Origin of the sequence: Pseudomonas sp. TWR1-1-4 (assembly GCF_049897165.1) — a bacterium.
GTDB classification, from domain to species: domain Bacteria; phylum Pseudomonadota; class Gammaproteobacteria; order Pseudomonadales; family Pseudomonadaceae; genus Aquipseudomonas; species Aquipseudomonas canadensis.
The window spans coordinates 181840-197456 of the sequence record NZ_JAFCVS010000004.1 but is presented as its reverse complement, the minus strand read 5'-3'; the positions used below and the strand labels follow the sequence as shown (position 1 = coordinate 197456).

Genomic DNA, 15617 nt, shown 5'->3' with positions numbered 1-15617 from the left:
AAAAAAGGTAACGGCCTACTAGTTTGCGAGGCTTAGTGAAGCGCTACCTCACGGCTTTGGACGTGAACAAGCTAGAGGCTGCCGTTGTGGATTTAACTGGCTCTTTGCAGTCATATTTCGTCTGCACATGATGTTTAATTCCTACATTTTTAATTTGAAGAGTGGACGGAGCAAGTGCGCAAACTCTTCCTTGTTCAGCGGTTTTGATAAATAACCGAGTAGAGGCAGGCCACGTTCCATGGCTTGGGTTATCAGGCCGGCAAGTTCTGTCACCGGTAAACCACTCAACAGGATGGCGGTCGTGGTAAGGCGTCGGCGACTGGCGATTTCAATCAGTTCGAGCCCCGGTAAGTCGGGTAGGCATTGGTCACACAAGATAATGTCGAAGGGCACTTCGGCCTGCGACATCAAGCAGATTGCCTGCTCGGCGCTTTCGGCCGGAGTCAGTAGTGCGAACCCGAAGCTTCTGAGCAGGCATTGGGTGGCGAGGAGTTGAAACGGATGATCCTCAACCAGCAGGATACGGAGCGGGTAACTGGGCATTGGGGCCACACGGTGAGTCAAGCATCGAGGGAGGGCGTGTAGGAACAGTTGGCCCGGATCGCCCAGAGCGTGCGTGATTATTCATCGGGTGGTTGTGCGAATTCGATCAGGCTGCTCTGTTACCGTCGTAGGTCGATTCTCCATTAAGGGGCAGGCAGCTTGATCGTGTTCGTTATTGAGGGCTGGAACGCCCGGTCATTTCCCGCGCCATTTCGGTTGCATAGCTGTCGGTCATGCCAGCGATGAAGTCGATCATGCGCAGGAACGAAGTGTGCAACGGCCATTCGGGGTTCGGCGCGTTGTTGCCCAGCAGATCGAGAATACGTCGGTTCTTGAACGACGGCGTGCGTCCGCCATGCTGCTCCAGTGCCGCACCGCAGAACGCATTCAAGAGAATTTCCAGGGTGGTGTAGGCGCCAATCTCATGCAAGGTCTTGCGCTTGTCCTGGAAGATCTTCTTGCGCGCCATGTCTTTGGCATCCAGCACACAGCGCTTGGCTGGGCCATGCATGTGTTCAACCAGGTCGCCGGGCAGTGTGCCGGCGAGCAAGGCGTCCTGTTGCTCGACGAAGGCGCTCGCTGCGGCGTTGGTCAAATGTTCGATGGCCTTGCCACGCAAGATCGCCAGCTTGCGTCGGCGCGAGTCCTGGGCGCCGAGTTGACGATAGGTCTGGGGTAGGTCATCGCCCACCAGGTTGAGCAGCAGCGACTCGACTTCGGCGTACTCCAGCAACTCCATTTCCAGGCCGTCTTCCAGGTCGATCAGGGCGTAGCAGATGTCATCTGCCGCCTCCATCAGATACACCAGCGGGTGCCGGGCCCAGCGTTGCTCTTCGAGTTGCGGCAGGCCGAGCTTGTGGGCGATCTGCTCGAGGATTGGCAGTTCGCTCTGGTAGCAGCCGAACTTGTGCTTCTTGTAACCCAGGGAGTCGGCGTGCCGGGCAGTCCAGGGGTATTTCAGGTAGGTGCCCAGGGTGGCGTAGGTCAGCCGGGTGCCGCCGTCGAACTGGTGGTACTCAAGCTGGGTCAGCACCCGAAAGCCCTGGGCGTTGCCTTCGAAGTTCAGGAAGTCATTGCGCTCGGCGCTGCTCATGTCATCCAGCCAGCCACGTCCTGCTGCTTGTTGGAACCAGTGGCGGATGGCGTCTTCGCCGGAGTGCCCGAATGGTGGGTTGCCGATGTCATGGGCCAGGCAGGCCGACTGCACCACCATGCCCAGGTCGCTCGGGTCGCACCAGTCGGGCAGGGCGCTGCGCAGGGTTTCGCCGACGCGCATACCGAGGGAGCGACCCACGCAGCTCACTTCCAGGGAATGGGTCAGACGCGTGTGAATATGGTCGTTGCTGGAGACCGGGTGCACTTGGGTCTTGCGGCCCAGGCGACGAAACGCGCCGGAGAAGATAATACGGTCATGGTCTTTGTGAAACGGGCTACGCCCCAGTTCTTCCGGGCTGTGCAGCGGTTTGCCAAGACGTTCGCGAGTCAACAGGGTGGGCCAATCCAAGGCGGGTACTCTCCGTGCGGTGAATGACCCTCCCAGCTTCCCGGTTCAGCGCGGCCTGGGCAAGCGAAAATCTACAGCCCGGCCGCATCGATATCGATTAACAGTAAGCGCTGACCGTTATCGAAGAATTGTCCGGCGGTGAGGCAATACTGGTTGGTGGTGGCGTCGCGGTAGGTCGAGGACAGGGTCAGGCGGCGCTCTTCCCAGCCCTCGGCCAGCAGATGATAGAAGTACGGGCGCCACGACCAGTTGTGACCCAGGTAGCGGCTGTCGGATTGCCACGCGTCCTGGCGCCACTCGAAGTTCGGTGTGAGTTGGGTGCCATGCCGGTCGCACTGATAGAAGCGCAGCAGCCAGGGAAACGCCGGCAGTTGCGGCAGTTGGTTCAGCGGCGATTGCCCCTGGGCCCAGGTTTGCAGGATCTTCATCAGTTCGGCCAATTGTTGGCGCAGTTGCATGACGCGCCCGCGTTCCGCCAGCTTCTGCTGGACGTAGGTTGTGCGCAACTGGGCGAAACGCGGCACGAAGGCCTCGGCGGCGAACCAGTCCAACTGCGCCTGGGCAAACAGATAGCCCTGCACATAGCGCGAGCCGCACTCCAGGGCGAAGCTCAACTGGGCCTCGGTTTCCACGCCTTCGGCAATGATCCAGCAGCCGGTCTTCTCGGCCATCTGCGCCAGGGCTCGCACCACTTCACTGCTCGGCCCACCACGCGCGGCGTCCTGGAACAGGCGCATGTCCAGCTTGAGGATATCCGGCTGCAACGCCAGCACCCGGTCGAGCTGGGAATAGCCGGCGCCAAAGTCGTCGATGGCGATGCGCGCACCGGCTTCGCGGTAGCGCGCCACCACGTCTGCCAGGCGCCGGATGTCGCCACCTAGTTCGGTGATCTCGAACACAATGCGCTGCGGGTCGACGCCATGGTGGTGGATCTGTTTCAGGCTTGGCAGGGCTTGACCTGGACGCAGCCGATTGATCCAACGCGGCGAGATGTTCAGGCTCAAGAACCAGTCTTCGGGCGCTTCGTGCAAGCGGCTCAGCGCGTTGTCGCGAATCTGCCGGTCGAGCCGGCGCAAGGTTACGCCCGGCGTGCGCGGGTCAGCGAACAGCGGGCCCACGGATTGCAGGCGGCCGTCAGCCTGGCGCAGACGGCCCAGGGCCTCGACGCCGGCAATGCGGCCGGTGGCGGTGTCGATAAACGGCTGGAAGCAGGCGAGCGGTTGCCCGTCGATCACGGGGCCTCCTTAAGAACGGTGGCGAAAAAAGGCCCGGCCCTCGAAAACGAGGGCCGGGCCGATTCTGTTAGCAAGAATGCAGCCAGCCAGGCTCAACTTTTACGCGAAGAGCCCTGCATGGCCAGTTTGATCAGTGGGATCAAGCCGGCGCCGAGGCGCACCAGGCGCGTCAGGCTGCTGATGCCGCCGCCCTTGGCGCCTTTGCCGGTAAAGAAACCCATCAGCGTCACCGCGGCCACGCCCCACAGCGGCGCGTGCTTGATGCCCAGGCTGTCTTGCCAGTTGCTCCCCAGGTTGCGCACCTTGTTCAGGGGCAGCATCAGTTGCTGGGACTCGTGGCGGATCTCCTGACGGTGCATTTCCATGCGCAGGCGGATCAACGCCTTGCGCATTTCCCGGCGGGAAGTGGTTTGCGGGATTTCAGTGATGCTCATGGCAGCAGGCGCTCCCGGTCATTGGCCAGCTCTTCGAGGGTGGCGTGGAACGGCGTGGATTCATCGAACACCGCCGCCTTCAAGCGCACCCCGCAGAACGCGGCGGCCAAGCTGTAGAACACGCAGAGGCAGATGATCCCGGTCAGTCGGTAGCCGGTGTCCCACACCAGGATCATCACCAGGGTCGACAGCCCCACCAGCAACAACAGCGCAAACACTAGCGCCAGGCCGGCAAACAGCAACAGGCTGACGGTGCGGGCTTTCTGTTCCTGCAATTCAATGCCAAACAATTCGACGTGGCTATGCAGCAAGCCCAGCACGGCCGCGCCCAGACGTCTTGAGGTGGTGCCCGTGGACGAGCCCGTTTCGCCGATAGACATGATTAGCGCCTTGTGGCCAGCAGGCCGATCAGAAAGCCCACGCCGGCAGCAATGCCCACCGACTGCCAAGGGTTGGCCTGCACATAATCTTCGGTCGCAGTGACCGCCGCCTGACCGCGTTCGCGCAGGGAATCTTCGGTCAGTTGCAGGGTTTCGCGAGCCTTGAGCAGGCTTTCGTGGATCTTGCTGCGCAGCTCGTCAGCTTGGTCACCCGCCAGCACCTTGGTGTCATCCAGCAACTTTTCGGTGTCGCTGACCAGGGTTTGAAAATCCGCCATCAGTATTTCTTGAGCAGTCTTTGCAGTTCTTCTGGCCATGGTTATCTCCGTGATTGGCTGATCTGTAGGTTTCGAGTCACCGGCTTCGGTGAAGGTTCAGTGCAATTGTGTGGTACAGCTTTTGCTTTGCCTTGGTGCGCAGGCCCGAAGGCGTGCGCTGAATCTGGGCGGTCAGGCAGGAAGCCTTGAAAAACCTTACCCTAAATAACTGAAATTCGCGGAAAAACCCTATCGGCAACGGCCTGTTGTGTTGATCGCTGCGCTAAAGCGGTTCACGCCCTCTAAAGAGGGGTGGGGCCGGCGGTGCCAATTTAGTGCGCGCAATTGAGGCTTGAACCGCTTTGGTGCTTTTTGCCTTTATCGCAGGCCTGCCAATCTCCATGGAAAATGTGCAAAGTGCAGTGGACACCCTCGTCCATAGTTCCAATACCCTGTTTATCCTGATCGGCGCGGTCATGGTCCTGGCCATGCACGCCGGCTTCGCCTTCCTCGAAGTCGGTACGGTGCGCCAGAAGAATCAGGTCAACGCCTTGTCGAAGATCCTCAGCGACTTCGCCATCTCCACTCTGGCCTATTTCTTTATAGGCTATTGGATCTCTTATGGCGTGAGCTTCATGCAACCGGCGGCGGTGATCAGCGCCGATCACGGCTATGGCCTGGTGAAGTTTTTCTTCCTGCTGACCTTTGCGGCGGCGATCCCGGCGATCATTTCCGGGGGCATTGCCGAGCGTGCAAGGTTTGCTCCACAGCTCTGCGCGACCGCGTTGATCGTGGCGTTTATCTATCCGTTTTTCGAAGGCATGGTGTGGAACGGCAATTTTGGTCTGCAGGCCTGGTTGCTCGCGACCTTTGGCGCCAGCTTCCATGACTTCGCGGGTTCCGTGGTGGTGCACGCCATGGGGGGATGGCTGGCGTTGGCGGCGGTGTTGCTGCTGGGCCCGCGCAACGGGCGTTATCGAGAAGGGCGCCTGGTGGCGTTTGCACCGTCGAGCATTCCATTCCTGGCGTTGGGGTCGTGGATCCTGATCGTCGGCTGGTTCGGCTTCAACGTGATGAGCGCGCAGACGTTGAACGGCGTCAGCGGCCTGGTCGCCGTCAACTCGCTGATGGCCATGGTCGGAGGTACGGTTGCGGCCCTGATCATCGGCCGCAACGACCCAGGCTTCCTGCACAACGGCCCGTTGGCCGGGTTGGTGGCGATTTGCGCCGGCTCCGACCTGATGCACCCGGTAGGCGCGCTGGTCACGGGTGCCATCGCTGGTGGCCTGTTTGTGTGGTTTTTTATTGCGGCCCAAGACCGCTGGAAGATCGACGATGTGCTGGGTGTGTGGCCCCTGCACGGTCTGTGCGGAGTGTGGGGCGGCATCGCCTGCGGCATATTTGGCCAGACCGCCCTGGGTGGCCTGGGCGGCGTGAGCCTGATCAGCCAGTTGATCGGCACCGCCCTCGGCGTGCTGGTGGCGCTGGCCGGCGGCCTGTTGGTGTATGGCGTGATCAAGCGCGTCACCGGGCTGCGCTTGAGCCAGGAGCAGGAGTATTACGGCGCGGATCTGTCGATCCACAAGATCGGCGCGGTCAGTCAGGATTGATCGGCTCGTCTACCTGCCGATAAAAACCGTGCAGCAGGCGATAGCGGTTCTGCCGCACTTCATCCACCCGCGCCTGCACCTGTTGGTCCGGCAGGCCCAGCAGGATCAGGGCGTGGGAGGCGAGCATCAGGCTCGACTCCAGCAACTCGGGCACTACTTCACTGGCGCCCGCGGCTTTCAGTTCAGCTAACTGGCTGTCATCGCGGGTGCGCACCAGGATCGGCACGTCGGCGTTGATCCGACGCGCTTCCTTCAACACCACCAGTGCGACATCGGTGTTGTCCACCGCAATTACCACCAGTCGCGCACGTTCCAGGCCTACTGCGCTGAGCAATGCGCCACGCCGACAATCGCCGTAATGCACGCTGCTGTCTTCGGTGGCGGCTTCCTGCACGCGTTCCGGGTCGTCGTCCAATGCAATGAACACCTGTTGCTCTTTGCGCAGAAAACGTCCGATGGATTGGCCGACGCGTCCATAGCCACAAATCACCGCGTGCCCGCGCAACTCAGCGTTGAGCGCGGTGATTTCTTCCAACTGCACCTGCTGGTTGGGCTTGCGATGCAGCCGCAGGGCGATGCCGGGTGCGGCGCGCAACAGCAGCGGTGTGAGCAACATCGAGCAAAAGGTGGCCGCGAGCAGCAAGCCGTTGAATTCGTCAGGTATCAACCGGCTCTGCTGCATCTGTGCCATCAACGCAAAGCAGAACTCGCCGCCCTGGGCCAGGGCCAGGCCGCTGCGCCAGGCGGTTTCACTGTCGCTGCCGCGCAACTTGACCAGCACGGCGACCACACAACCTTTGACCAGCATCAGCGTTAGCGTTAGCCCGAGGATCAGCAGGCTATGGCTGACAAACAATTGCAGGTCGATCAGCATGCCGATGCTGACAAAAAACAACCCCAGCAGGATGTCGCGAAATGGCCGGATATCCGCCTCGATCTGGTGGCGGTAGTGGCTTTCGCCCAGCAGCATGCCGGCCAGGAAGGCCCCCAGAGCCGGGGAGAGCCCTAGCAGGTGAGTGAGCCAGGCGGTCAACAACACAATCACCAGTGCCAGCAGCACGAACAGCTCCGCTGAATGGGAGGCGGCCACTTCATGAAACAGGCGCGGCAACAACCAGCGACTGGCCAATAGCAGGCCGACAAACAGCACCACGGTCTTGCCCAGTGTCAGGGGCAGCGCCCAATACCAGGCTTGCTCGCCAGTGCCAGCGAACACCGGCACCAGGGTCAGCAGCAATACTGCCACCACATCCTGGAACAGCAACACGCCAATCGCGTTCTGGCCATGGCTACTGAAGATTTCCCCGAGGCTGGTCAGCTCCTTGCTGACGATGGCTGTAGACGACAGTGCCAGTCCTGCACCCAGCAATAATGCGATCCCAGGCGCCACCCCCAGGACCATCAACAAAAGTCCCAGCAACACGCCGCAGCCCAGCACCTGCAAGCTGCCCAGGCCAAACACCACACGGCGCAAGGCAAGCATCTTGGTCAGGGAAAACTCCAGGCCCAGGGAAAACAGCAGGAACACCACGCCCAGTTCGGCCAGGTCGGGCAGTTCTTCGCTGTCATTCACCCAATCCAATGCAGTGGGCCCCACGGCCAGGCCGACGCACAGGTAGCCCAGCACGGGTGGCAATTGCAGGCGACGAAACAGCGCAATCACCACCAAGGATGAGGCCAGGATAATCAGCAGGTTGGCAAACACACGCATCTCCGTTGCAGGTGGGCAGGCAAAAAGCCGCGAGAATCGCTGAAACAGTTATAGGCCATGGTGACCTGAGTCAGGGTTTATAGAGTGGGCTTCGGCGGTCACCGGGCTTAGAATGTGTGCCTGTTTTCTGATCAGGTCCATTCGTCATGCTTCCTGAATGCCAGTTGTTCGGCACCGTGGGTTGCCACCTGTGTGAGATTGCCGAAGTCGAAATCATGCCGCTCGTCGAACACGGGTTGCTGGTGGAATTGGTGGACATCACCGATCCCGAGGACCTGACCGATGCCTACGGCCTGCGGATTCCGGTACTTCGCCGAATAGACACCGGGGCGGAACTGGATTGGCCATTCGACACACAACAGGTTGTTGCCTTCCTTCGTTAGGTTTATGCGATGGCAGGTTTCCAAATATTAAGTTACTGTATGTTTGTACAGCGATTGAATTGAGGGAACGCCCGTGGTGAATGTCGAACAACTGAAAAGCAGCGTCAATCGCATGTCCGCCAACGTCGTGCGCGACGCGGTGAACGAGCTGCGCCTCGATGGCTTGGTCACGGAAGGCAAGACGCCGTTTAACAAAGTGCATTTCAATACCTGCTTCGCCGAGATCGAGGCGCTGTTCCAGCGCGCCGGTTACCACAAGCAGTTGGATGTGGTGGGTTACCAGGGCTTGTTGTACGCGTTGTACGATCCGGGCCGCTGGGAAGCGGTTGACGTGTTGCGTTGGCTCAAGGAGTTCACCGAGGCCGCCAGTGCCTCGAAGATTCTGCGGGCAGAGTTGGCCAAGGCCTGAGATCCGCCCTAGGCTCAATCCCGCGCAATGCGGGATAATGCCCGCCTGTTAGGTCAAAGGCTTTGAGCATTTCATGTCCACCTCCGGTTTTTCCGCGTCCCAGCACCAAGCCAGCACCTTGTATCTGCCGCCCGGCCCTTGGGCGACAGTGCTGGATTGTCTGTGCGAGCACTTCCCGGCGATCAGCCGCGAACACTGGCTGGACCGCATCGCCCGGGGGCGGGTGCTGGATATCAACGGCAACCCGATCAGGCTGGACCTTGGCTACAAGGAAGGCCTGTGCATTTATTACTTCCGCGAAGTGCCGAATGAGAAAGTCATCCCGGTGCAGGAAACCATTCTGTATGCCGACGAGCATCTGCTGGTCGCCGATAAACCACACTTTCTGCCGGTGACTCCGGCAGGCGAGTACGTCGAGCAAACCCTGCTGCGCCGCCTGATTCGTCGGCTGGATAATCCCTCACTGGTGCCCTTGCACCGCATCGACCGGCACACGGCGGGGCTGGTACTGTTTTCGGTCAATCCGGCCAGTCGTTCCGCGTATCAGCAACTGTTTCCCACGCGTCAGATCGATAAATTCTACGAAGCCATCGCCCCAGCGTTGCCTGACCTGACCTTTCCCAGGGAGCATAAAAGCCGACTGGTCGATGGCGAGCCGTTCTTTCGCATGCAGGAAGGCCCTGGCACCGCCAACACCGAAACGGCGGTGGAGGTGCGCGAGAAAAACGGCGATCTGTGGCGCTACGGCCTGTTCCCGGTGACCGGCAAGAAGCACCAGTTGCGTGTGCACATGAGCGCCCTCGGCGCGAGTATTTGCAACGACCCGTTCTACCCCGACGTGATCAAGGACGCGGTAGACGACTACGCCAACCCCCTCAAACTGCTCGCCCAGGGGGTGCGGTTCATCGACCCGGTTACGGGTGAAGAACGCAGTTTCCGCAGCCAGATCACCCTCGACTGGTAACCGCCAGAAACGACAAGGCCCGCGCGAGGCGGGCCTTGTTGGCAAACGCTAAGATTTACAGGTCTTTAACGGTGCGAACCTGATCTTTGTTGATGCGGGTGCGCTTGCCGTCAAGTTGTTCGAATTCGTAGAAACCCGAATCTTCGTTGTATTTCGGGGTGTCGACGGCCTGGATTTCGCGACCGTCATTCAGGGTGATCACTGTTGGCGAAGCGCAACCGGCGAGGGTGGCGAGGCCCAGTGCAAGCATGAGAGCGGCGATGGTCCGTTGAGTCATGAGTTTGTCTCCGAGAGAATACTTTTTAATTGCTGACCTTGTGACGCGCGGGGCGCCGACAAAGTTCCTTGTGCGAGGTTCATTCTGACACGCCCGACGGCGTCTGTAACAGCGCTGGCGTATTAAGGTTGGCCAGGCGCGGGTCATCTGCCGGGCACTCCAAGCCTACGCCGCCCAGTTGCAGGAGGACCTTGCGCGGGCTGCGCTCGCCGGCGTGCCAGGCCCTGTCCACCGCATCGCGCAGGCCGGTGGGGACGATGCAGATCAACGGTTCCCAGTACGCACCATGGCGCACCATCACCGGCAGCAGCGGGTCGCGTTGCGCGGTCTCACGCAGCGCCTGGATCAGCCCAGCGTCGATAAGCGGCACATCGCACGGCAAAATCAGCAGGTGCGCATGGCGTGCGGCGGCGAGTCCCGCACGGATGCCGGCGAGCGGGCCGGGAAAGTCCGGGCTGTCGTCATTCACCAACTGGTCGGCATAGAGGGCATAGTGCTCCGTGTTGCGGTTGCACGAGATGATCAGGTCATCCGTGAGCGGCCGCACCAGGCCCTGTAAATGTGCAATCAACGGCTGGCCGCGCCATTCCAGCAGGCCTTTGTCCTGGCCGCCCATACGCTGGCCGCGCCCACCGGACAGCAGCAAAACCGAACAGGGCAGGGGGGACGAATCGATAGGCATGGCAGTTCCGCAGCGGCAGCAAAAGGGGGGGCTGTGATATAACATCGGGCTGTTCCTTCGACAACCGGACCGTGCCATGAAAGCCAAGGCAGATGCGCCCTTCGTACCCCTGAATATCGCGGTATTGACCGTCAGCGACACCCGCAACCTCGAAACCGATACCTCCGGCCAGGTCTTCGTTGACCGACTGACAGCCGCCGGCCATAACCTGGCCGAGCGCGTGCTGCTCAAGGATGACCTCTACAAAATTCGCGCCCAGGTCGCCCACTGGATCGCCGAAGATGTGGTGCAAGTCGTGCTGATCACCGGCGGCACCGGCTTCACCGGCCGTGACAGCACCCCCGAGGCGGTGAGCTGCCTGCTGGATAAGCAGGTCGACGGCTTTGGCGAACTGTTCCGCCAGATTTCCGTGGCCGACATCGGCACGTCCACTGTGCAGTCCCGCGCCCTGGCCGGTCTGGCCAATGGCACCCTGGTGTGCTGCCTGCCGGGCTCTACCAATGCGGTGCGTACCGGCTGGGACGGCATCCTCGCCGAGCAACTGGACAACCGTCACCGCCCATGCAACTTCGTCCCGCACCTGAAACAGGCCGAACCCTGTGAATCCCGTGGGTAAGCCCGGCAAGACCGGCGCGCTGCTGCCGGTAGAGGACGCTTTGGCCCAACTGCTGGCCATGGCCGAAGCCGCGCCGATTCGTGAGCAGGACGCCCTGCTGCTGGCGGAGTGCGACGGCCGTGTACTGGCGCAAGACTTGATCTCAACCCTCGACCTGCCGCCGTGGCCAAACAGTGCCATGGACGGTTATGCCGTGCGCCTGGCGGATTGGACCGGCGAACCGCTGGTGGTCAGCCAACGCATTTTCGCAGGCCAGGCGCCACAACCCCTGGCCGCCGGCACCTGCGCCCGCATCTTCACCGGCGCCCCAGTACCGGAAGGGGCAGACTGCGTGGAAATGCAGGAGAACGCCGTGGTCCACGCCGATGAGCGCGTGAGCTTCACCGAGCCCCTGCACCTCGACCAGAACATCCGTCCCCAGGGCCAGGAAACTACCGTAGGCGAGTTGGTATTGTCGGCCGGCACGCGTCTGGGCCCGATTGAGCTGGGACTGGCGGCGTCCCTCGGCCATGATCGCTTGGCGGTGATACGTCGCCCGCGCGTGGCGGTGTTGTCGACCGGCGATGAATTGATCGAACCCGGCTTACCGCTCGGGCCGGGGCAGATCTACAACAGTAACCGACGCGTGCTGTGCTCATGGCTTACGCGCATGGGGTGCGAAGTGATTGACGCTGGCATCCTGCCTGACGACCTGGAGCAAACCCGCGCGCGCCTGGGCGGTTTGGGCCGTGTCGACTTGATCCTGTCCACGGGCGGTGTGTCGGTGGGCGAGGCGGACTTCCTTGGGATCGCCCTGCGTGAAGAGGGTGAGTTGGCGTTGTGGAAACTCGCGATCAAACCCGGCAAGCCGCTGACCTTTGGCCACTTCCGTGGCGTGCCGGTGATCGGCCTGCCCGGCAACCCGGCGTCGACGCTGGTCACGTTCGCACTGCTGGCACGCCCTTATCTGCTGCGCCGCCAAGGGGTGCAAGACGTCGAGCCGCTACGCTTTGAAGTGCCGGTAGGGTTCGAGTGGCCCAAGCCAGGCAACCGTCGCGAATACCTGCGCGGTCGCGTCGAGCAAGGCAAAGCGATCATCTACCGCAACCAGAGCTCCGGTGTGCTGCGCAGTGCGGCGTGGGCGGAAGGGTTTGTGGAGGTGTTGGAAGGCACGACGCTGGCTATCGGCGATCGGGTCAACTTCATTCCGTTGAGTGAGGTATTTAGCTGACACACAATTCACCGGTGGCGGGGGCACAGTCAAGATAAGTCCTATGAGCCATCCAGAACGGGCAGGTTAATTTTCTGGGTCTTGGTTACTGGAGGCCTGACGATGACTATCCAACCTGCTACTTCCGTTCCTGGCGTGGCGGCACCCGCTCTCGCCGAACCCGGCTTGCCCACTGCAGCGTCGATCAATTCAAGCACTGCACGTGGGGTTTTGAATCAACTGATCGGCACGCCGCTTTCCGAGAATACTTATCGGGAGCGGCTTGCCTGCATGATCGCCGATCCGAGCATTACCTCCTGGCAGGCGCTGACGCGTGATCCTGGGCAGTTGCAACGATTGCAGGACAATGAGCGGCTGCGATGGGCCGACCCGGCTGCGGCTGACGAAACCTTGCCGACACTTGCACAGGCTCTGGGCAAGAAAAATGTCTGGCTGCCCGAGGTGGATAGCCTCAATGCCAACATCCTGAAGCACCTGACCGCACAGGTGGCAGAAAAATACCTGACGCAATTCCAGTCCATTCTTCAAGACCCGGCACCTGCCTTGTTGCAGGATGTCTCGATAGTTCGGGGGGCGCCATCAGCGGGTAAAACCACCTTTCTCACCGGCCAGTTCGCGCTCAACACCGATGTTGTCAAGAACATGATCCAAAACCGCATGCCCGGCACGAGCATGTTGCAGGTGCACGACCAGGGCGCGGCGTTGGTTCAGCAGTTCATGAGCCCCATGGAAAAGCGCCTGGGGCAGCCACTGACGCGGGATGCGTTGTACCTGTGGCCAAACGATTTCAATCAGAAAATCGCCGATATCGCACGCTTGAGCCAGGAACCCAAGTTGCATTTCCACGATATCCAGGTGGACCTCGCGACTTTGTGCTGTCGGATTCTCAAGCGCGGCACCGATGAGGCGGTGATGGACTTCAATGTCCTGAGCCAGTTTTTCAGTGCCGGTCTGGAGCATCGTGGCCCGAGTATCGAGTCGGTCAAGAACAGTCAGGACAGGCTTAAGGAGTATTCACTGTCGGCCTGGAACGGTCAGCAGAATGTGCTCGTTGCTCAACGCGCACCCGGTGCCAAGGATTTTGTGATCAAGGATCAAGCCCTGTTCGATAAGGTCACTGCCCGGGATAGCCGTTCCGTACAGGCAGAGGTAGAGCGTGTTCGCAACACCGTGATTGACGCGCCGTTCATCGAGGCCTTCAGCGCTCCACTTACGCCTGCGCAGGCGAGTGCGTTTGGTGCGGCATTGCGGCGGTATGAGGGGCAGACGTTCGAGCAGGCGTTGAAACAGCACGCTCAGCGCAAGCCGGTTGCCACCTCGGTAGCGGCCCGCGTGTTGGCCAGTGTGGTGCCGGGCTGATTCAGTAGTCATCCCCGCGTTCGGTCACGTCGCGCTCTACCGGCGCGGCGTGCGGGTCATACCCCACCGGGAACTTGCCCTTCAGCGTCCAGGCAAACGCAATGATCTCGGCAATCGTGCGGTACAGCTCTTCCGGGATACTGTCGCCCAGCTCCATCCGCGCCAGCAGCTTCACCAGCTCGGCGTTTTCATAGATCGGCACTTCATTTTCCCGCGCCAGCTTCAGGATGGCTTCGGCCAGGGCATCGTCGCCCTTGGCGGTCAGGGTCGGCGCCTGCTGGCCGTCGTACTTGAGGGCAATCGCCTGGCGCGGTGGGTTGGCGTTTTTCATGCAGTTTCATCCACCCAGCGTTGCTCCAGTCCGGTCTTCGGCCCGCGCGGCGGCGTGCCGAGGTGGCAATCGAGGTCGCCGACATTGATGCCCGATGTCACCAGGCGCTCGCGCAAGCTGCCCAAGTGACTCTCGATCAAACTGGCGGTGAACGGCCGCGAGGCCCATAGCTGGCTGGACAGTTTGCCCTGGCTTAATTGCGCCTGCACCTGCAGCGGCCCCAGCGGCTCCATGTCGAAGGCCAGTTCGACGCGCCAGAGCATCTGCTTGGCGTCCTTTTTCTCTTTGCGCTCAGGCTGATCCTTGTCCGGCGCCGGCTCTTCGCGCTGGAACTTGACCTGCAACGGCACGATGTCTTGCAACGTGCGCATGGGGATCTCCAACTGCCAGGTGGTTTGCAGGCGGCCATCGGCGGTGGTGCCGGTCTGTTCCAGGCTCGACAGCTGATGGCTCTGCAACCGCGAGATGGCACCAGCGGCCAGGCGCAGCAGGTTTTCCAGGTCGCCTTCGCCTTCCAGTTTCGCCATCAGCCGCTCGGGCAGCGGGAAGCCTGCGGGTATCTGTCGGGCGCTGACCTGGCCGAGGGTGCTCAAAGGGCTGCGCACGAAGTTGGGCAGCACTTGGGCCAGGGTGTTGGCAGCGAGGATGGCATTGATGTTGGTGCTGGCGGGCAGGGCCGGCAGCAAGTCGGCGACCAGGCGCAGCAAGGCGCCTTTCATGTCCAGCGGTGGGATTTGCGGGTTTTGCCCCGCGAGTAGCTTGGCTTCCAGAAAGGCACCGCTGTTCTGGATGACTTGCGCCAATACCTTGGGATTGCTGACCTGCGCCAGGTCGGGCAGGGCAGCGAGTAAACGCTCGGCGGCGCCGCGCAGCTCGGCGGAAGTACTGTCGCCGCGTGGCAGGTTCTGCAGCGCAGTGAAGACGGCATCCAGCGAGCCCTGGCGACTTTGCTGGGTCGACAGTTGTTGGGTGACGGCCAACTGATCCTTGAGTCCGCTCAACGGCACAAAGCTTAAAGTCTGCGCGTTCTGTACCACGGCACTGAGCAGGCTGCCGACGCGCAACGGCTGCGGGCTCTCCACGGTCAGGGTCGCGCCGGTCAGTGCGCTGTTGAGCACGGTAACCAGCGAGCGATAGATCGCCGGTTGCGCCGTGCCCTGGGGCAACATCTGGGTGGTCAGCACCTTGGCCTGAAGCAGCGTGCCCACCGGCATCTGGTTCGTGTCGATGCGGGTGAGGGCGGCGACATTGGCGCTCAAGGCCTGTTGCAGGCTGAGGGTCAGGTTGCCGGTGGGCGTCTGGCTCACCGCCACATTGCTGCCCAACGGCAGCGGCTGTGGGCTGCTGGCCTGCACCAGCGTCTGACGGCCGCCTTCAAGGGTCAACTTGAGCAGCAACTGAAAGGCTTCACCGCCTTGTTTCAGGGCGATGACTTCGGCGTTCGCGGTTTTCCCAGGGTCGATCAGGCCGATCTGCGGCTCCAGCAGTTTCAGTAACTCGCCGGCCGCAGGCGCAGGGCCGGGCCCGGCTGCCGGGGCGGGTGGAAGCGTAGGAAGGTTGATCTCACCGGTCATCGCGCGCATGGTCTCTGGGGAAATTGCCCTCTTTAGAGTAGGGCATCACATGTATAATGCCGCCCGTCTGCAAAGAGAGCGGTAAAAACCTCACAACTATTTGATCCAGCTCTCTAAAATCGGTCGCCAAAGCCGTTA

18 protein-coding genes are annotated in these 15617 nt (G+C 61.3%); 7 read left to right on the top strand and 11 right to left on the bottom strand.

Going from position 1 to position 15617, the window contains the following annotated elements:
* Nucleotides 1-141: 141 nt before the first annotated feature.
* From ACP7C6_RS13040 to ACP7C6_RS13015, 6 genes are all read right to left on the bottom strand, one after another.
* Nucleotides 142-543, bottom strand: coding sequence for a response regulator (locus tag ACP7C6_RS13040; protein ID WP_236318046.1), 402 nt, complete (start codon nucleotides 541-543; stop codon nucleotides 142-144).
* Nucleotides 544-715: 172 nt separating this feature from the next.
* Nucleotides 716-2047, bottom strand: coding sequence for a deoxyguanosinetriphosphate triphosphohydrolase (locus ACP7C6_RS13035; RefSeq protein WP_028615669.1), 1332 nt, complete (start codon nucleotides 2045-2047; stop codon nucleotides 716-718).
* 71 nt (nucleotides 2048-2118) lie between these two features.
* Nucleotides 2119-3282 carry an EAL domain-containing protein gene (locus tag ACP7C6_RS13030; protein WP_028615670.1) on the bottom strand — a complete coding sequence of 388 codons (1164 nt, stop codon included), beginning with the start codon at nucleotides 3280-3282 and terminating at the stop codon, nucleotides 2119-2121.
* A 92-nt stretch (nucleotides 3283-3374) separates the two neighbouring features.
* Nucleotides 3375-3716, bottom strand: coding sequence for a hypothetical protein (locus ACP7C6_RS13025; RefSeq protein WP_028615671.1), 342 nt, complete (start codon nucleotides 3714-3716; stop codon nucleotides 3375-3377).
* Nucleotides 3713-4096 (bottom strand): phage holin family protein, encoded by a 384-nt coding sequence (locus tag ACP7C6_RS13020; protein WP_012723020.1) that lies wholly within the window; start codon nucleotides 4094-4096, stop codon nucleotides 3713-3715. The genes ACP7C6_RS13025 and ACP7C6_RS13020 overlap by 4 nt, the downstream gene beginning before the upstream one ends.
* A 2-nt stretch (nucleotides 4097-4098) precedes the next feature.
* Nucleotides 4099-4413, bottom strand: a complete 315-nt coding sequence (locus ACP7C6_RS13015; protein WP_010211812.1) for a DUF883 family protein — start codon at nucleotides 4411-4413, stop codon at nucleotides 4099-4101.
* Between the two features lie 341 nt (nucleotides 4414-4754).
* On the opposite strand from ACP7C6_RS13015, the gene ACP7C6_RS13010 reads away from it, so the two are divergent.
* Entirely contained in the window at nucleotides 4755-5963 is a 1209-nt protein-coding gene (locus ACP7C6_RS13010; RefSeq protein WP_028615672.1) for an ammonium transporter, read from the top strand.
* Here the strand turns inward: ACP7C6_RS13010 and ACP7C6_RS13005 are convergent.
* Entirely contained in the window at nucleotides 5950-7674 is a 1725-nt protein-coding gene (locus tag ACP7C6_RS13005) for a cation:proton antiporter (protein ID WP_084651046.1), read from the bottom strand. The two genes, ACP7C6_RS13010 and ACP7C6_RS13005, sit on opposite strands and share 14 nt — an antisense overlap.
* 146 nt (nucleotides 7675-7820) lie before the next feature.
* Here ACP7C6_RS13005 and ACP7C6_RS13000 point away from each other — a divergent pair, with 146 nt between their 5' ends.
* The 3 genes from ACP7C6_RS13000 (at nucleotide 7821) to ACP7C6_RS12990 (ending at nucleotide 9430) form a co-directional block, all read left to right on the top strand.
* Entirely contained in the window at nucleotides 7821-8057 is a 237-nt protein-coding gene (locus ACP7C6_RS13000; protein ID WP_426108835.1) for a glutaredoxin family protein, read from the top strand.
* A 73-nt stretch (nucleotides 8058-8130) separates the two neighbouring features.
* Nucleotides 8131-8466, top strand: coding sequence for a hypothetical protein (locus ACP7C6_RS12995; RefSeq protein WP_028615675.1), 336 nt, complete (start codon nucleotides 8131-8133; stop codon nucleotides 8464-8466).
* A gap of 73 nt (nucleotides 8467-8539) precedes the next feature.
* Complete coding sequence (locus ACP7C6_RS12990) at nucleotides 8540-9430, top strand: pseudouridine synthase (protein ID WP_426108834.1); 891 nt, start codon at nucleotides 8540-8542, stop codon at nucleotides 9428-9430.
* Between the two features lie 55 nt (nucleotides 9431-9485).
* Here ACP7C6_RS12990 and ACP7C6_RS12985 read toward each other — a convergent pair whose 3' ends face one another.
* Both ACP7C6_RS12985 and mobA read right to left on the bottom strand, forming a co-directional pair.
* Nucleotides 9486-9707 carry a YgdI/YgdR family lipoprotein gene (locus ACP7C6_RS12985; protein WP_010211805.1) on the bottom strand — a complete coding sequence of 74 codons (222 nt, stop codon included), beginning with the start codon at nucleotides 9705-9707 and terminating at the stop codon, nucleotides 9486-9488.
* Between the two features lie 79 nt (nucleotides 9708-9786).
* Nucleotides 9787-10389, bottom strand: coding sequence for a molybdenum cofactor guanylyltransferase MobA (gene mobA, locus ACP7C6_RS12980; RefSeq protein WP_426108833.1), 603 nt, complete (start codon nucleotides 10387-10389; stop codon nucleotides 9787-9789).
* Between the two features lie 76 nt (nucleotides 10390-10465).
* On the opposite strand from mobA, the gene moaB reads away from it, so the two are divergent.
* From moaB to ACP7C6_RS12965, 3 genes are all read left to right on the top strand, one after another.
* Complete coding sequence (gene moaB / locus ACP7C6_RS12975) at nucleotides 10466-11005, top strand: molybdenum cofactor biosynthesis protein B (protein WP_099586781.1); 540 nt, start codon at nucleotides 10466-10468, stop codon at nucleotides 11003-11005.
* Entirely contained in the window at nucleotides 10989-12215 is a 1227-nt protein-coding gene (gene glp / locus ACP7C6_RS12970; protein WP_122686718.1) for a molybdopterin molybdotransferase MoeA, read from the top strand. Before moaB ends, glp begins: the two co-directional genes overlap by 17 nt.
* A 102-nt stretch (nucleotides 12216-12317) precedes the next feature.
* A complete protein-coding gene (locus ACP7C6_RS12965) occupies nucleotides 12318-13574 on the top strand; it encodes a hypothetical protein (protein ID WP_353631659.1) in 1257 nt (418 codons plus the stop codon).
* Between the two features lies 1 nt (nucleotide 13575).
* On the opposite strand, the gene ACP7C6_RS12960 is transcribed toward ACP7C6_RS12965, so the two are convergent.
* Nucleotides 13576-13905, bottom strand: a complete 330-nt coding sequence (locus ACP7C6_RS12960) for an EscU/YscU/HrcU family type III secretion system export apparatus switch protein (protein WP_028615680.1) — start codon at nucleotides 13903-13905, stop codon at nucleotides 13576-13578.
* Nucleotides 13902-15479 carry a flagellar hook-length control protein FliK gene (locus tag ACP7C6_RS12955; RefSeq protein WP_068935754.1) on the bottom strand — a complete coding sequence of 526 codons (1578 nt, stop codon included), beginning with the start codon at nucleotides 15477-15479 and terminating at the stop codon, nucleotides 13902-13904. The genes ACP7C6_RS12960 and ACP7C6_RS12955 overlap by 4 nt, the downstream gene beginning before the upstream one ends.
* Nucleotides 15480-15617 lie beyond the last annotated feature (138 nt).

Excerpts from the sequence above, each read along its gene's own strand:
- ACP7C6_RS13040 (WP_236318046.1), bottom strand. The coding sequence starts at position 543 with ATGCCCAGTTACCCGCTCCGTATCCTGCTGGTTGAGGATCATCCGTTT.
- ACP7C6_RS13025 (WP_028615671.1), bottom strand. The coding sequence starts at position 3,716 with ATGAGCATCACTGAAATCCCGCAAACCACTTCCCGCCGGGAAATGCGC.
- ACP7C6_RS13020 (WP_012723020.1), bottom strand. The coding sequence starts at position 4,096 with ATGTCTATCGGCGAAACGGGCTCGTCCACGGGCACCACCTCAAGACGT.
- ACP7C6_RS13015 (WP_010211812.1), bottom strand. The coding sequence starts at position 4,413 with ATGGCCAGAAGAACTGCAAAGACTGCTCAAGAAATACTGATGGCGGAT.
- ACP7C6_RS13010 (WP_028615672.1), top strand. The coding sequence starts at position 4,755 with ATGGAAAATGTGCAAAGTGCAGTGGACACCCTCGTCCATAGTTCCAAT.
- ACP7C6_RS13005 (WP_084651046.1), bottom strand. The coding sequence starts at position 7,674 with ATGCGTGTGTTTGCCAACCTGCTGATTATCCTGGCCTCATCCTTGGTG.
- ACP7C6_RS13000 (WP_426108835.1), top strand. The coding sequence starts at position 7,821 with ATGCTTCCTGAATGCCAGTTGTTCGGCACCGTGGGTTGCCACCTGTGT.
- ACP7C6_RS12990 (WP_426108834.1), top strand. The coding sequence starts at position 8,540 with ATGTCCACCTCCGGTTTTTCCGCGTCCCAGCACCAAGCCAGCACCTTG.
- ACP7C6_RS12985 (WP_010211805.1), bottom strand. The coding sequence starts at position 9,707 with ATGACTCAACGGACCATCGCCGCTCTCATGCTTGCACTGGGCCTCGCC.
- mobA (WP_426108833.1), bottom strand. The coding sequence starts at position 10,389 with ATGCCTATCGATTCGTCCCCCCTGCCCTGTTCGGTTTTGCTGCTGTCC.
- moaB (WP_099586781.1), top strand. The coding sequence starts at position 10,466 with ATGAAAGCCAAGGCAGATGCGCCCTTCGTACCCCTGAATATCGCGGTA.
- ACP7C6_RS12965 (WP_353631659.1), top strand. The coding sequence starts at position 12,318 with ATGACTATCCAACCTGCTACTTCCGTTCCTGGCGTGGCGGCACCCGCT.
- ACP7C6_RS12960 (WP_028615680.1), bottom strand. The coding sequence starts at position 13,905 with ATGAAAAACGCCAACCCACCGCGCCAGGCGATTGCCCTCAAGTACGAC.
- ACP7C6_RS12955 (WP_068935754.1), bottom strand. The coding sequence starts at position 15,479 with ATGACCGGTGAGATCAACCTTCCTACGCTTCCACCCGCCCCGGCAGCC.